The sequence below is a fragment of the Rossellomorea aquimaris TF-12 genome (assembly GCF_001648555.1).
Taxonomy (GTDB): Bacteria; Bacillota; Bacilli; order Bacillales; family Bacillaceae_B; genus Rossellomorea; species Rossellomorea aquimaris.
In genome coordinates this window covers 420,616-435,045 of record NZ_LQXM01000028.1, presented here as the reverse complement: position 1 = coordinate 435,045, position 14,430 = coordinate 420,616, and the positions used below count along the sequence as shown (strand labels likewise).

The window sequence follows — 14,430 nt, the reverse complement described above, 5'->3', positions numbered from 1 at the left end:
TTGGAATTGCTGAAAATGTGGTTTTTTCAAGCAAATAGAGAGTGTTTTTAAAAAAAAGGACAAATTAAAGGGGTTGGGATGTTGAAAAAGTAGTCTGAGAGGTCAAATTAGGGTGACACTAAATTTGAAAAAGAGTGTGGAGAAGATATATTATCAACATTTGAGATTTTATTTTCAACTTTCATGAATTTATTTTCAACTTTTGAACATTTATTATCAAATTCAACGAATCAGTTGAATTTATTATCAGGTTAAATGATTTATAATCAACTCTACACGTTAATCCTCAACTAAAACATACCCCATTCCATCTGAAAAACGCCTATTCCCCCTAGCTGTTGTCACTGCGATTAAAATGGTTGGGTAGAAGTACGATAAATTTTATATGATGATTGAGGAGGATTCTTTTTTGTTTGGAATTGCTGAAAATGTGGTTTTTTCAAGCAAATAGAGAGTGTTTTTATAAAAAAGGACAAATTAAAGGGATTTGGGTATTGAAAATGTAATCTGAGAGCTCAAAATAGGGTGAATCTACATTCGAAAAAGAGTGCGGAGAAGATATATTATCAACATTTGAGAATTTATTTTCAACTTTCGTACTTTTATTTTCAACTTCAAAAAATCAGTTAAATTTGTTGTCGGGTTGAACAATTTATAATCAACAATATACGTTTATGATCAACTCTACACATTTATCATCAACTATACATTTCCCATTCCACACAAAAAATCCACTCCCCCTTAAAGAAGTGGACCGCCACCTAATGCTTTCTCCTCGCAAAATCAACAAACCGAAACATATCCAAACGATGTCGCGACTCTGTGTATTCAAATAACGTAGCATCCTTCAAATGCACATAATTCTTCACCACGACCACATGATCATATTCCTTTAAATCCAAGTACTCTCGATCTTCATCTGTACACTCTTCAACAACAATTTCTTTTTTGGCAAAATCGATAGGAAGCTTCAATTCCCCTTCTAGATACTCATAGATTGAGTTCTCACATATTTCTTTTGTGAGGAATGGGACCTGCTCTTTTAGAAAGTAAGACTTGTCCAAAATAATTCTCTCTCCCTGGATTTGACGAGAACGAATAATTTGCCATGCCTCTGTGTTCAGAGAGGTTTCGAGTTGGGAAGAAAGCTGTTCGTCAGTACGAATCAAACTTAAATCATAAACGAAGGTTTGAATGTTATCTCTGCCCATTGAGTTCTGCAACTCTTTAAAGCTGACCAGTCCTGAAATAGGAAAACTCATTCTAGACACATCTAATACGAGGGACCCTTTTCCCCGGAGTTTTTGAATGAATCCTTTTTGAGCTAATAATGTAAGCGCTTTTCGAATGGTTTCTCTTGAAGTAGTATACATGACGGACAGCTCGTTTTCTGAAGGTAGAATGGTATTGGCTGTGTAGGTACCGTTTTGTATTTTTTCAGAGAGATCTTCAAAGATTTGTTTGTATTTGTTATTCTTTGTCATAATATCACCAACTTTATTTTACCATAATGAGTGAGATTGAACTTGAGTGTTGTGAATATTTTCAATAGAATGTAGATAGCGCAAATTTTAGAAAAGGGTGAAGAGAATTGTCGAAACAGCATTGGAAGAAAATCATGATGGGAATTGGCATGAGCACATTATTGTTAGCTGCTTGTGGCGGTGAAGAAGAGAAGAAGGAAGAAACGAAGGAAACAGAGCAAGTAAAACCGAGTGAGGATCCTAAAACAGATGAAGCGGCTTCACTGAATCAAATGACACAAATGCTGGATGACAGCAGCACACTAAAGGAAGCTGAAGGTGTTCCTGACGAAGAGAAAAAGGAAATAACTGATACCTTTAATCAATATATTGAGTCGTTTAATAACGAGGATTTTGAATCATATATGAGTGTTATATCAAAAAATCCTATCAATTTTAAGTATGAAGATGAAGAGCGTTATGTAAAACGAATTTTTGATCAAGTGGATTCAAAACGTACAGCTGAAAATGTGAAGATTATTAATTACTCTGCAAAAAAAGCAGATGTGTATGCTGAGATTGAAGCCACAACAAAGGATCCGAAGAGTGATAAAGAAGTTACGCGTTCCGGCAAACAAGTAACCGTGTTCCAAAAGAAGGACGATGGTTGGAAGGTTTCGGCTATTTTCTTTTTAGCAAGTAAAGAGGACAATCAAGAATAGGGATAAAACTAGGGCTGTGTGGAAGTTTTTCACACAGTCTTTTTTAAATATTTGAATAAGGGAAACCTCTAATCTATTTGTAAACCAAAGAGCGAGAATCAAGAAGTTCTCTTAAATATCCTAGAAAAAATTAACATACTATATGTTATAGTTTCTTTTATAATATTCAACTCCCAGCACAGAAGGAATTGCTGTAATTAAGCAAAATACGATTATATGAATATAATCTTTTCCTGAAATTCCGCCAATCATTTGCGCTTCTGTTGTTAGAAAATTAAACAGGTATGACACAATTGTCATTATAAAAATAAGAAAAGGTAAATAATACCTCATACTTCTCTTTAATAAATTTCTTACTAAAACTGTAATAGGGTTTGCAATTAACATGTAAATAGGAAAGGTAAATGCAAATATAAATGGTAAAGACAAAATTTCAAAGTCTCCATCTATTAATGTTCCGTAGAAGAAAAAGAAAAAAAGAAAAAACATGGAACTTACAAGACAACCTATTAAATATGATTTTATATATTGCATAACAATCACCTTACCATTATTGATATTTTGCTAGTTGAATATGAAACGTTAGCAATTTTTCAATTACCTTATTTCATTTAGCTCATTAGTTACAGTTTCATTTTTTGTAAAAGGAGTAAGAGACTTGTTAAAAGCTCTTTTAAGCGATCTAAGTCCGGTGGTGCTAAACTTATTAATATCATTAATGATATATACCTATGCCATTCGGATTTACTCACCAACCAATATTTTCTTGATTATAGAATGGTTGGTCGAGTTTGTAAACAATCAACAGACTTATTTAACAGCGGTTTAAATATAAAATGCTTGATCGATCTACTTATTTATCTCACTTAACTCACAAAACAAATTAAATAATTCATCAAGCTCCTGACTTAGACGAAGGGTAGTTGGATGAGCATACCCATATGTAAGAGCGAAATGCTGTAACTCTACTCTTTTCGCTTCCATTGCTTGACGGGTGGATTGAACTTCTATTGATGAATTCATAGTCAGCACTCCTTTTTTACTTATTATGACATATTCCTTCTTATCTTGTTAACTGTTTTTTGATAGGGGTTAACGGATAGTAAAAACAGCACTGTTCATCTGAACAATGCTGTTAGAATTCCCTCTTATTTTGTAAATCGAAACACCACAGACTCATAAGGGCGAAGGGTGATGTTCTCATATTTTGTAGCCGTATCATCATAGTTCGATAAAAGAATTTCACTGGACCAGCCTTCAACATCTACCTCACTTGGAAGGGTGAACGTTGTTTCTTTTCCATAAAAGTTATTTATCACAAGAAGTTTCTCTCCGTCGCCATTGCGGACATAGGCAAAGATATCTTTATGATCCTCTAAGATCAATTGATAGTCTCCGTCAATTATGATGTCGTATTCCTTGCGTAAAGAAGTTAATTTTTGATAGTGATAGAAGACAGAGTGTTCATCCTCTAGGGCTTGCTCTGCATTAATTTTAGGATAGTTTTTTGCCACAGGAATCCATGGAGTTCCACTTGTGAATCCCGCATTTTCTTCAGAATTCCATTGCACGGGAGTTCTCGAATTGTCACGGGATTTATGACGCAGGATTTCTAGAATTTCATCTTCAGATTTACCTTGTTCTTTTAAAATGTTAAAGATGTTGATGGACTCTACATCTCGGTATTCATCGATGCTAGTGAATTTCGGGTTGGTCATTCCGAATTCTTCTCCTTGATAGATATAAGGAGTCCCTTGCATCATATGAATCGTGGTTGCCAGCATTTTTGCCGATTCATTATGGTATTCTCCGTCATTTCCGTAGCGGGACACAATACGGGGCTGATCGTGGTTACACCAGAATAAAGCATTCCAACCGCCGCCTTTGTGCATTTCCCTCTGCCATGTCGATAAGATTTCCTTTAATTTAAGAAAATCAAAGTCTGCTACGGACCATTTTTCACCGTTAGGATAATCAACCTTTAAATGATGAAAGTTAAAGGTCATACTAAGCTCTTTCCGGTCTGGCCGCGAATACTTTATACAATGATCAATCGTAGTAGAAGACATCTCCCCAACCGTCATAATATCGTACTCGGAAAATACTTCCCTGTTCATCTCCTGCATATAATCATGAACTTTAGGACCATCTGTATAGAATTTCCGACCATCTCCTGGAGGGACGGACCCGTCGTCGTCAGGGAAATCCTGATCCTTTGAAATGAGGTTAATCACATCTAAACGGAAGCCATCCACACCTTTTTTCAGCCAGAAGTGCATCATGTCATAAAGCTTTTGGCGAACCTCATCGTTTTCCCAGTTCAAGTCCGCTTGATTTACGTCAAAGAGGTGAAGGTAGTATTGGCCAGTTTCTTCATCATACTGCCAAGCGTTGCCGCCGAATTTCGATTGCCAGTTCGTTGGCTCTGTTCCGTCAGGCTTTCCATCCTTCCAAATGTAAAAATCACGATACTCATTATCATTTGATTGACGAGACTCGATGAACCATTGATTTTCAGTAGAAGTATGATTGATGACGATATCCATGATGATTTTGATGCCTCGTTGATGAGCTTGTTCTAGTAGTTCATCAAAATCCTCCATGGTCCCGTACTCATCATGAATATTGAAATAATCACTAATGTCATACCCATTGTCTTTTTGTGGAGACTTATAAATTGGAGTAAGCCACACCACATCAATACCAAGCTTCTTCAAATAATCTAACTTCGCTGTAATCCCCTTAATATCACCAACGCCATTACCTGACGTATCATTAAAACTCTTCGGATAAATCTGATACACAACCGCCTTCTTCCACCAAGGTTGCTTCATAATGTATACACCTTCCTTATCTAATAGGTTTATTAGTTGGTTCGTTAAGAGGTCCGTCCCTCGTTCATTCAAATTGCTTGAGGGACGGACCTCCACAACATACTAATCAAAACAACACACCAAAAACACAGGAAACTCCTCACTTATACAAGCTGATGAGGTCCGTCCCTCCAACAAAAAAGGGGAACGAGATTCTAAACACTTACTTCAGTAAATGTTCAGAATCCATTTCGCCCCCTTGTTTTACTTGTCTATCTTTTTCTCTATTATTTAAATCACTTCATTTTTACTGAATTTAGACCAAACAATTGTTAGTACGAATGGTACGACGATACAGATGGCCATTCCGATGAAGAATGGAACCCAGTATTCAGGGATGATGGATAGGAATCCTGGTAATCCACCGACCCCGATGGAGAATGCTTTTGTACCCGTCATCGCTAGAAGGACACCACCAATGGCTGATCCAATTAAGGCACTAATGAATGGGTAGCGGTAGCGGAGGTTGACCCCGAACATAGCAGGTTCTGTGATTCCTAAATACGCTGAAATCGCTGAAGTTCCTGCTAAACCGCGCAGTTTTTCGTTTTCTTTTTTGGCTACAACCATCATGGCAAGGGCAGCTGATCCCTGGGCAATGTTTGAAAGTGCAAGGATTGGCCATAGGAAGGTTCCGCCTTGATTTCCGACTAGCTGTAAGTCAACGGCTAGGAATGTATGGTGCATTCCTGTGATAACCATGACGGCATAAAGTCCACCGTATAGTAGTCCACCTAGCCAAGAAACAGAGTCAAATACCCAGACAACACTGTCAGTTAAAACGTTACCGATAAAGAATGTAACTGGTCCGATTAAAATAAAGGCAGCAAATCCTGTGATTAAAAGAGCTACTGGAGCTACGACTAACAATTTAATCGAGTCATGGACACGCTTATCTAAGAACAGTTCAATTTTTGCTAATAAATAAGAAGCGAATAAGATCGGTAATACTTGTCCTTGATACCCAATTTTGTCTACTTCGAATCCAAATAGATTCCATGTTGGAATCTTTTCAGCACTTGCATAAGACCATGCGTTCAGTAAGTCCGGATGAACCAACATAAGACCTAATACGATACCTAGTAAAGGACTTCCTCCAAAACGCTTAACGGCTGACCAACCAATGAGACCAGGCAGGAATACAAATGCCGTATTGGCAATTAAGTTAATAATCGAAGCGAAATCAGCCCACTGTTTATGAACATCGATTACGGATTTTTCATCATAAAAAATGCCAGGGCCTGTTAAGATATTGTTCAGTCCCATTAATAAACCGGCTGTTACGATTGCTGGTAAAATCGGAATGAAAATATCTGCTAACACTTTAATTGCGCGCTGCAGAGGGTTTAAGTTTTGAGTAGCGGCATCTTTTACATCCTGCTTCGATGCTTTCTCAAGACCTGTTTCTTCTGCTAAAATTTGATACGCTTTATTCACAAGACCTTGTCCAATAACGACTTGGAACTGCCCATTTGAAGAGAACGATCCTTTTACAAGATCAATCGCTTCTAATTTTTCTTTATCTACTTTTTCCTCATCCTTCAATACTAAACGAAGACGAGTCACACAATGGGTGGCAGTCTGAATATTCTCCTTACCACCAATCGCATCAATAATCTCTAGAACGGATTCTTTATTCACGCTCATGAAATTCCCTCCCTAGGATTCGGGGTGCCAGGCACTTCCCGGAAATGATCGAAAGCCATGTAGACGCTTTCATTTATTAATGGAATTCCCCTAAATAGTGTGCTGAAAACGTGTCTTTTTATACTATTTCGTAACAGCGCTTTCACAATTAGGGTTTTGTTGTATATACAAGATATACTCTTATTTTATTCATGTATATACAAGTTGTCAATAAAAAATAGAGCGTTTTCATTTCCAAATGATAGAAGAAGTATTTTTTGAAAACTGTTTTCACGTTGTTTTTCCATAAAGAGCAATCCTTCAGAAAAAAATTTCAAATCGTACAACCCTGACATTCAGCTGACACATTAGGCATTTATCATAAGTCTTGTAGGATATAAACAATTTAATTTGGAGGGTGAAAAAATGTTAAACGTATTATCAACTAAATTTATTGCTGGGGCATTATCATTAGCGATTATTGCTCCGACCGCCTATGCTGCTGCTCAAGAGGATCAAACGACTACACAACCAAATTCAACGATTCAAGAACAAGCTCCATTAGATGAAGAAACGAAGGCAAAGCTAGAAGAGATTAAACAACAAGTAGAGGATGGAACCATTACAAAAGAAGAAGCACATGAAAAAATGGAAGCCTTAGGTGTACATCCTCCATTCGGAAAAAGAGGCAAACATGGCTTCCAAGATCTAGATGAAGAAACGAAGCAGGCTTTAGAAGACATTCGAGCTCAAGTAGAATCAGGTGAAATAACAGAGGAAGAAGCACAATCAAGACTAGCCGAATTAGGTGTCAAAAAGCCCCCTCACCATGGACACGACCGTCCAGAATTAGATGAAGAAACACGTCAGAAACTGGATGACATTCGTAAACAAGTAGAGGCAGGAGAAATAACGAAAGAAGAAGCCCAAGAGAAATTAGCGGAACTAGGTATCGAAAAGCCTTTCCGAAAAGGCAGATTTAGCGTATAGTTGTTATCCCTATAAATTAAATCTTTATAAGGTTTGAGTTTAACTACTATAACGTTCATACTCCGTTTCAAACTAAAGTTATATACAACTTTTGTATGTTCACTATGTAGTTTCCTTACTACTATTTGCTTTTACAATTTAAACATGTAATAAAACAATTTTGTAAAATATTCCACACAAAGAAAACCCTTTTATCCTCTTTTTAAAAGGTTGGCCAAACAAATACTGCTCTATATTGAACTTGCCGACTTAATCAAATTTTTTAAATGGATAATAGAGGGATATTCTTTACGTACTATGCTGAATTAGTCATATTTAAAGCAAATGGAAATATCAGATTTTGAAGGTATCGTTGAATTGGACGAGACCTATTTTTTATATTCAGAAAAAGGGCCGAGAAAGATTAAAGACAGAATACCTCGCAATCGTGGTGGTTCGCGAAAAAAAGTGGAATACGTAACGAACAGAAGAGAACTTCTGCATAGAGGTAATGTTTGCCTCATTTTTTACAATAAAATAACCGCATAAAATGCAGTTTAACAAGTTAGATTTCGTAAGGAAAGTATTTTTTTTTCTTACAAAGTTCATCTATAAGGAAAAATAATATTGCACATATAGTAACTACATTCATAAGTGGACCGAGAAAGAAAAAAGATAGCAAGCCGAATCCCATATGCACTAAAAAAGAAATGTAGAAACGATACTTCTTAACATTGGCTGTAATTAAATCTGAAAATAATGATACGGGTATTCCATATATAATGGTTCCTAACAAGCTAGATGAAAAAATAAGAATACTAATAGTAAAACCAGAGAAGACACTATTCGGTTCTTTTATCATTAAATCAATATCAGGGAATATCATCAATAAGGTTAAAAATAAAGAAGTATAAAGAGCAACCTTGCTTTTTATAATCACAAGTGGAGTTTTATAAAGTTTTTTTCTTACCTGTGGTATAAAGGTTAGCCCAATAATACCTAGAACGACTTTTATGGGGGTAGATCCTACTCCTGATAGGATTATGAAAGTGATTAGTATACAAACCGATGAATATAAAAATAATTTATACATTGCTGACCCTCTTTTTTTATATATTATAACAAAAGATAACTTCCGATTGGGAAGTTATCTTTTTCTGTATAATATCAACATTAGACTTTAAAAGAGCCTATTATGAATGTAAGTTGTAAAAATAGTTTTTAAATTATTTTTACACTTTACTTCGTCACACAAAGATAGGACCTAATGAGAAGGTCCTATCACTACTATTTCCTTTTTAATATTAAAATAATACCCACCAAGAAAACCAAGAAAATCAAAAGGTATATGAACCAACCGATAAAATCAAATGTGCCATCAGATATATATCTAGCTGTTTCTTCCATTGCCTTTACAACTGCAAAAGTTAAAATTGCAAGACAGGACAATAATATGCCAATACTTTTTATTTCCATATAGGTGACCTCTTCTCTAATTTAATTTAAATATAGAAACAGACAAAAGAATAATAAATTCTTTTGTCTGAGATTTTTATTGATTTCTTGTAGTGTAATCATACCTTGGAGTAAAATACTGTGAACCGGTTAAAGTATGATCAATTCCCGACTTAAACGTTACTGCTTTATTAACATCTATAGCCGCCAATGTTCCAGTAGAACCCCAAGCAGTCGTCATTATATACTCATTTGAACTTTCGAGATTGTAATCGGTGACTGTCCAATTTATCCAATCTTCAGCGGTTCCGTATGTTCTTGAAATATTAGGTTCTGCAGAAATGGTAAAACTACCGGAAATTCCCCATGGGTAACCCAAAGTATATGAGTATGAACCATCAGAATCTGACAATGGCCTAGACTTTCTCCACTCATCAGGACTGTACGGGAATGAGTGTTTGATCGTCATTTTGATAGCTCTGTAACCATTATAAGCATCAACATAAGTTTCATCCTGTATAGCGAAGTCATCATAGGTGTAATCGGTTTCTGAAAGCTCCTGATAAAGAAACCATTGTGTGGTATATTCTCCAACTGTTGTACTAATATTTTTTACTGTTCTAGTGAGGTCATAGCGTGATGCTCTTTTCACTTGCGCTGCTGAAGCTGTATTCTTTTTAATGAAACCGAATTGATTTAATTCTGTTTTTTCATCAATCATAACAGATTCTTTCTTCAAAATACTCTCCAAATAATCTTGTTCGGTATTCGTAATTAAGCTTTCATCTTCATTGTATTTAGAAATGGAATTTGTGTAAAGAGCAACCGGCTCATCTTTAAGCGTATAGCCTACAATATCGTGTTTAGTATCATCGGTTTTCTTTGTATCATCCGTCGCTTTTTCATCTGTGATGTCTGCAGTTAAATTGATTTCTTTACTAACTTGGTTACCTTGGAGGGTTACCTTAAGTTCAACATCTAGTAGTTCACTGTATTCTTTAAGAGTAAGACCACCAAACAAGTAAATTCTTTTCCCGTTTTGGAGTTCTGTTTTCAACACATTTATAAGTTTGGAGTCATTTCTTACTTCATTTATATCGAATGCTAATGCAGTAGCGCTGCTCATTTTCTTAAAATTATTTTTATCATCTAGTTTTTCAAAATTCAATTTAGACTTTTCTACCTTATGCTTAATACCCTCAACAAAATCGTCGTCTTTTTTGTTAATTGCCTTCTCAAGGGTTTTATCTAGGTCTTTATCACTACTATAAAATACAAGATTTGAACTCTTGTTTTCTTGTGCCTGTACAATGGAAATAGAATCTTCTCCTAAATTAACGTTATAAGGAGACGTAGCTAAACCTAAAGCAATTGCAGAAGCAATACTCACTTTCAATAATCGAATCTTCATTAAATTTTCCTCTTCTCTTGTAATTTGTAAAAAAAAGAGATATTTTTAGGCCTAAATACCCTCAAAATTATTATATAGTATAAAATACTTAAATTGTAAAAATATTCCTAAAAGAATAAATATTACCAAAAAGGAAGCATTCTCTTTATATAGCACGATATCTATAAGATTTTTGATAAATGTAGTTGATTTATTTTTGATAAAGGGACTAAACTAATCATAATTTCATTCCTTCTAATTTTTATTAAATCTTTCTATTACGACGATAAGGAAGTTTTGATAAGTCCACTTCCTCGCTTTTGCTCGAACCAATGAGTATTGGGCCCTGTACTAATTATTTCTAATTCACAACAACACCCTCCTTCCATTAAATGGCCCTTTATAATAGAAAACTTACAAGAGAGGTTCTATGAGTAGTTATTCAGAAGGAACATAAAGTGAAAAGGTAATATAGCACGTTATTTGGCTCGCTTTTTTAAATTGGGCAATGACTGTCCAATTGCTAGTATGGGTGCTAATCAGAGTGCTAATATATCATGAAAGTAAAATAAAACATTGATATAATTAATAAAAAATCAGGTCTAACTCATATACGAATTAGCCTGATTTTATGATGTTATTTGTGATTTTCGCTTCCAGAACGGAACCCCTAAATAAAGGGGCTAACTTTATTAAATGATTTAAGATCGTTCACATCCACTCATCATATAATTCCTTTTTAACTTCTTCATATAGTTTTGTATAAATCTGAGTGTTCTTTGGATCTACATGACCTAATAGGTCTTGAATTCCTTCAAGCGGCATTCCTTTTTGTGCTAAATGAGCTGCGAAAGTATGTCTTAAGATATGAGGAGAAATATGAAATCCAAGTACACGAATCTAATTGCATGAGTGTTTTCTCCTTTATCCCATAAATTTTCGATACATAGAGATGATTTCTTTCTTCGGCAGCCTTGCATAAATTCGAGTCGTCGCAATATCCGAATGACCCAGTTCACCTCCAATAAAAGATAAATCGGCTCCTTTCGCTAACAGTTCTGTCGCAAATGTATGACGTAGTTTATGGGGGTATAGCCGTGGGGTTACCCCTGCCTCTTCACCAATTTCATTGATGATAATTTGGATTCTTCGTTTTGAAAGTCGTTTTCCTTTTGAGCTAATAAATACAGCTTTTACATTTTTCGGGTGCGATTCTAAGTATTTCTCAAAAAGGTAGGCGCATCGTTCCGTAAAATGAACTTGACGAATTTTTTCCCCCTTTCCTGTAATCCGGGCCGTTCGATACTCTAAATTAACATCATCTATATCTAGCTGTTGAGCTTCTGCAACACGGCAACCGGATGATAGGAGAAACTCAAACAATAATTGATCTCGTAGTATCTTTTTTTCTGTTTGGATTCGCACTTTGGCGATGCCCCTCTTTTCTACATATTTTGGAACAGGTTGTGGTAATCGAGGGGCCCACCGTGATTTCATCGGAGAGTTCTCTAGGTACTCTTCGTCGATACAAAAATGGAAAAACGAATTTATAATACTTAAGCGTAACTTTATCAACAGAAGATACTTCCTATGATAACGTGACCCTATAAATCATAAAGTGTGCTCCTTTCAGATGAAAGCAGCACACTGTTTTTTTATGAAATCCACCACCCATTTTCCTCATTTATCCTTTATAATTCACCTTATAGGAGGTTTCACGATGAAATCAATCTTAGTAGTAGAAGATGAACCCACCATTTCAAGGGTGTTAAAAGTATATTTAGAAAAAAACGGCTACCTTGTCATCCAAGCCTATTCAGGAAAAGAGGCACTGCAATCCTTTAAGGGGCAGTCACCTGACTTGGTTCTCCTTGATGTGATGCTTCCAGATGGAGACGGTTGGTCGGTTTTAACTGAAATCAGAAGAGAGAGCACCTGTCCGGTTATTATGCTAACAGCACTTGGAGATGTTGATTATCGCTTAAAGGGACTTGCTTCCGGAGCAGACGATTATATTTCGAAGCCCTTTATCGGAGAAGAGGTAGTAGCAAGAATACATGCTGTGTTGAGACGGTCGAACACCGTTTTTGATTCTGGAAAGACGAAGTATTACGGTTCCTTAAAAATCAACTTAAGCTCTCATACGGTCTATCTTCATGGTCAGGAAGTGAAGTTCACACCGAGGGACCTATCGCTCTTTCTTTTCCTTGTTGACTATCCCAATCAGACGTTTACGAGAGAGCAATTAATTGAAAACGTATGGGGGATTGATTATGACGGGAGTGATCGGGCTGTTGATCTTGCCATCAAACGGATTCGGAAATCATTGGACCAATGGTCAGCAAAAGAAGGAGAAATAAAAACATTACGTGGATTGGGGTATCAATTCTGTGTTTATGAAAAAAAGTAATCAGCAATCATTGTTAACATATTGGACGACCCGCTACCTTATGACCTTACTAATCGGGTTGCTGGTGATTGCCATCGTTTCGGCCCTTTGGATCAGGAAAACAACGGTTGAAAATCGATTAAAGCTGACCCATGTTGTGGCACAGGAAGTAGCGGACCGTATTGTGACAAGTGAAGGTAAAATTCTGATTGCCCCTGTTTTAAAGGATGTTGTTGAAGAAAGAAGCAAATTTCTTCAGCTCGATCAGCCACCATTAACATATGTCATAGACACAGAAGGGAATGTCCTTTCAGATAAAGATAACTTCCGTCACCCGTCTAAGCCACAGCTGCAACGAATTCCCCCTTCTTTTTTAAAAGAAAGAGAAATGGAAATTAACCTCGAAGGAAATACGGATGAAAAAGCCTTCTCCATTAGCGAACCAATTAAAGCAGGAGATGACATCATAGGGTATGTCGTGATGATTACGTTAGAAAAGAATCTGGCAAAGGTACAGCATGAGTATCGATTACTGGCCATCATGCTCATCAGTCTAGCTCTGTTAGGATGGTTTGTGATTTACTATCTTTCTCGTAAGCTGTCAGCTCCCATATCAGAAGTAGCTCAAGCGGCACGTCAGGTCAGTGAAGGAAACTATGAGATTGATATCAAACACAAAGCGAAGGAAGAAGAAATCCATGAGCTTGTCGCTTCATTTAAACAAATGGCAGAAAAGCTTCAGAATTTAGAACAAATGCGCTCAGAGCTTTTAGCCGGTGTGACCCATGATTTAAAGACGCCTGTAACCTCCATCAGCGGATTGATCCAGGCAGTGAAGGATGAAGTGGTTTCAGAGGAAGAAGCAAAAGAATTCTTAGATATCTCCTTAAAGGAAGTGGATCGTCTTCAAAAAATGATTGGAGACCTTCTGGATTTCAATTCCTTTTCCGCTGGGGCGATTCCTATTCGGAAGGAAAGGGTTAACATAACTGAACTCATAGAGGAAATCACAGAACAATGGCAAAAGACCCAAGTGGATCACACCTTTGATTTTACTTTAGAGGTACCAAATGAACCGGTTCATACCTATGTCGATCCATTACGAATTCAACAAATTCTTATTAATCTGTTCAATAATGGGAAACAAGCATTAGATGGGGAGGAAAAAAGACTCACTGTTCGATTGCTAGAAAAGTCAGACATAGTTCAAATAGAAGTGGAGGACACGGGAAGTGGCATTCCTGAAAAAGAGCGGTCCCTCATTTTTGAACGATTCTTTAGAGGGGAAAATAAAAAGCTAAAAGTAAGAGGTCTAGGTCTAGGTTTACCCTTTAGTAGAATGCTTGCAAAGGCTCATGGAGGGGATCTTCTCTTGAAGGAGAGCTCATCAAAAGGAACTATTTTTCTAGTAGAATTCCCACTTGTTAAATCGAATTGGTAACGTAACCATAATGTACCAGACCTTATTCTGACGGCATTTTATCCTTATAGTCCCTTATCTACGTAAATAAGCCTATTAAAATACAAATCTCCTTCATGGATA

Annotated in this window: 13 protein-coding genes and 1 pseudogene; 5 read left to right on the top strand and 9 right to left on the bottom strand. The window is 36.3% G+C overall.

Annotated elements, in window-relative coordinates; translation table 11 throughout:
- Window positions 1-761 precede the first annotated feature (761 nt).
- Entirely contained in the window at window positions 762-1,484 is a 723-nt protein-coding gene (gene treR / locus IQI_RS13500) for a trehalose operon repressor (RefSeq protein ID WP_064093168.1), read from the bottom strand.
- A 107-nt stretch (window positions 1,485-1,591) separates the two neighbouring features.
- On the opposite strand from treR, the gene IQI_RS13495 reads away from it, so the two are divergent.
- Window positions 1,592-2,185 carry a nuclear transport factor 2 family protein gene (locus IQI_RS13495; protein ID WP_064093167.1) on the top strand — a complete coding sequence of 198 codons (594 nt, stop codon included), beginning with the start codon at window positions 1,592-1,594 and terminating at the stop codon, window positions 2,183-2,185.
- Window positions 2,186-3,034: 849 nt separating this feature from the next.
- Here the strand turns inward: IQI_RS13495 and IQI_RS20350 are convergent.
- The 3 genes from IQI_RS20350 to treP form a co-directional block, all read right to left on the bottom strand.
- Window positions 3,035-3,208 carry an aspartyl-phosphate phosphatase Spo0E family protein gene (locus IQI_RS20350; RefSeq protein WP_082892710.1) on the bottom strand — a complete coding sequence of 58 codons (174 nt, stop codon included), beginning with the start codon at window positions 3,206-3,208 and terminating at the stop codon, window positions 3,035-3,037.
- A 125-nt stretch (window positions 3,209-3,333) separates the two neighbouring features.
- A complete protein-coding gene (gene treC / locus IQI_RS13485; RefSeq protein WP_064093188.1) occupies window positions 3,334-5,019 on the bottom strand; it encodes an alpha,alpha-phosphotrehalase in 1,686 nt (561 codons plus the stop codon).
- Between the two features lie 270 nt (window positions 5,020-5,289).
- Window positions 5,290-6,705: a PTS system trehalose-specific EIIBC component gene (gene treP / locus IQI_RS13480; protein ID WP_064093165.1), complete on the bottom strand. Its 1,416-nt coding sequence runs from the start codon at window positions 6,703-6,705 to the stop codon at window positions 5,290-5,292.
- A gap of 405 nt (window positions 6,706-7,110) precedes the next feature.
- Here treP and IQI_RS13475 point away from each other — a divergent pair, with 405 nt between their 5' ends.
- Together IQI_RS13475 and IQI_RS21340 are read left to right on the top strand one after the other, a co-directional pair.
- The gene (locus IQI_RS13475) at window positions 7,111-7,674 is read left to right on the top strand and encodes a hypothetical protein (protein ID WP_064093164.1); all 564 of its coding nucleotides are present in this window, start codon (window positions 7,111-7,113) and stop codon (window positions 7,672-7,674) included.
- A gap of 309 nt (window positions 7,675-7,983) precedes the next feature.
- Window positions 7,984-8,141, top strand: a pseudogene (locus tag IQI_RS21340) (IS1595 family transposase); the annotation flags it as partial.
- 77 nt (window positions 8,142-8,218) lie between these two features.
- Here IQI_RS21340 and IQI_RS13470 read toward each other — a convergent pair.
- The 5 genes from IQI_RS13470 to IQI_RS13455 form a co-directional block, all read right to left on the bottom strand.
- Complete coding sequence (locus tag IQI_RS13470) at window positions 8,219-8,746, bottom strand: hypothetical protein (protein ID WP_064093163.1); 528 nt, start codon at window positions 8,744-8,746, stop codon at window positions 8,219-8,221.
- Window positions 8,747-8,940: 194 nt separating this feature from the next.
- The gene (locus IQI_RS13465) at window positions 8,941-9,129 is read right to left on the bottom strand and encodes a hypothetical protein (RefSeq protein WP_064093162.1); all 189 of its coding nucleotides are present in this window, start codon (window positions 9,127-9,129) and stop codon (window positions 8,941-8,943) included.
- 76 nt (window positions 9,130-9,205) lie between these two features.
- Window positions 9,206-10,519 carry a hypothetical protein gene (locus tag IQI_RS13460; protein ID WP_064093161.1) on the bottom strand — a complete coding sequence of 438 codons (1,314 nt, stop codon included), beginning with the start codon at window positions 10,517-10,519 and terminating at the stop codon, window positions 9,206-9,208.
- A 690-nt stretch (window positions 10,520-11,209) separates the two neighbouring features.
- A complete protein-coding gene (locus IQI_RS21070) occupies window positions 11,210-11,377 on the bottom strand; it encodes a tyrosine-type recombinase/integrase (protein WP_268874493.1) in 168 nt (55 codons plus the stop codon).
- A 45-nt stretch (window positions 11,378-11,422) separates the two neighbouring features.
- Complete coding sequence (locus IQI_RS13455) at window positions 11,423-11,995, bottom strand: tyrosine-type recombinase/integrase (RefSeq protein ID WP_064093160.1); 573 nt, start codon at window positions 11,993-11,995, stop codon at window positions 11,423-11,425.
- A gap of 223 nt (window positions 11,996-12,218) precedes the next feature.
- Between IQI_RS13455 and IQI_RS13450 the strand changes: the two genes are divergently transcribed.
- Together IQI_RS13450 and IQI_RS13445 are read left to right on the top strand one after the other, a co-directional pair.
- Entirely contained in the window at window positions 12,219-12,908 is a 690-nt protein-coding gene (locus IQI_RS13450; protein WP_064093159.1) for a response regulator transcription factor, read from the top strand.
- Entirely contained in the window at window positions 12,895-14,328 is a 1,434-nt protein-coding gene (locus IQI_RS13445) for a HAMP domain-containing sensor histidine kinase (protein ID WP_231893426.1), read from the top strand. Before IQI_RS13450 ends, IQI_RS13445 begins: the two co-directional genes overlap by 14 nt.
- The last annotated feature ends 102 nt before the right edge of the window (window positions 14,329-14,430 follow it).

What these genes read in the sequence shown, in the direction of transcription:
- treR (WP_064093168.1), bottom strand. Translation starts at nt 1,484, where the DNA reads ATGACAAAGAATAACAAATACAAACAAATCTTTGAAGATCTCTCTGAA.
- IQI_RS20350 (WP_082892710.1), bottom strand. Translation starts at nt 3,208, where the DNA reads ATGAATTCATCAATAGAAGTTCAATCCACCCGTCAAGCAATGGAAGCG.
- treC (WP_064093188.1), bottom strand. Translation starts at nt 5,019, where the DNA reads ATGAAGCAACCTTGGTGGAAGAAGGCGGTTGTGTATCAGATTTATCCG.
- treP (WP_064093165.1), bottom strand. Translation starts at nt 6,705, where the DNA reads ATGAGCGTGAATAAAGAATCCGTTCTAGAGATTATTGATGCGATTGGT.
- IQI_RS13475 (WP_064093164.1), top strand. Translation starts at nt 7,111, where the DNA reads ATGTTAAACGTATTATCAACTAAATTTATTGCTGGGGCATTATCATTA.
- IQI_RS13470 (WP_064093163.1), bottom strand. Translation starts at nt 8,746, where the DNA reads ATGTATAAATTATTTTTATATTCATCGGTTTGTATACTAATCACTTTC.
- IQI_RS13465 (WP_064093162.1), bottom strand. Translation starts at nt 9,129, where the DNA reads ATGGAAATAAAAAGTATTGGCATATTATTGTCCTGTCTTGCAATTTTA.
- IQI_RS13460 (WP_064093161.1), bottom strand. Translation starts at nt 10,519, where the DNA reads ATGAAGATTCGATTATTGAAAGTGAGTATTGCTTCTGCAATTGCTTTA.
- IQI_RS13455 (WP_064093160.1), bottom strand. Translation starts at nt 11,995, where the DNA reads ATGAAATCACGGTGGGCCCCTCGATTACCACAACCTGTTCCAAAATAT.
- IQI_RS13450 (WP_064093159.1), top strand. Translation starts at nt 12,219, where the DNA reads ATGAAATCAATCTTAGTAGTAGAAGATGAACCCACCATTTCAAGGGTG.
- IQI_RS13445 (WP_231893426.1), top strand. Translation starts at nt 12,895, where the DNA reads ATGAAAAAAAGTAATCAGCAATCATTGTTAACATATTGGACGACCCGC.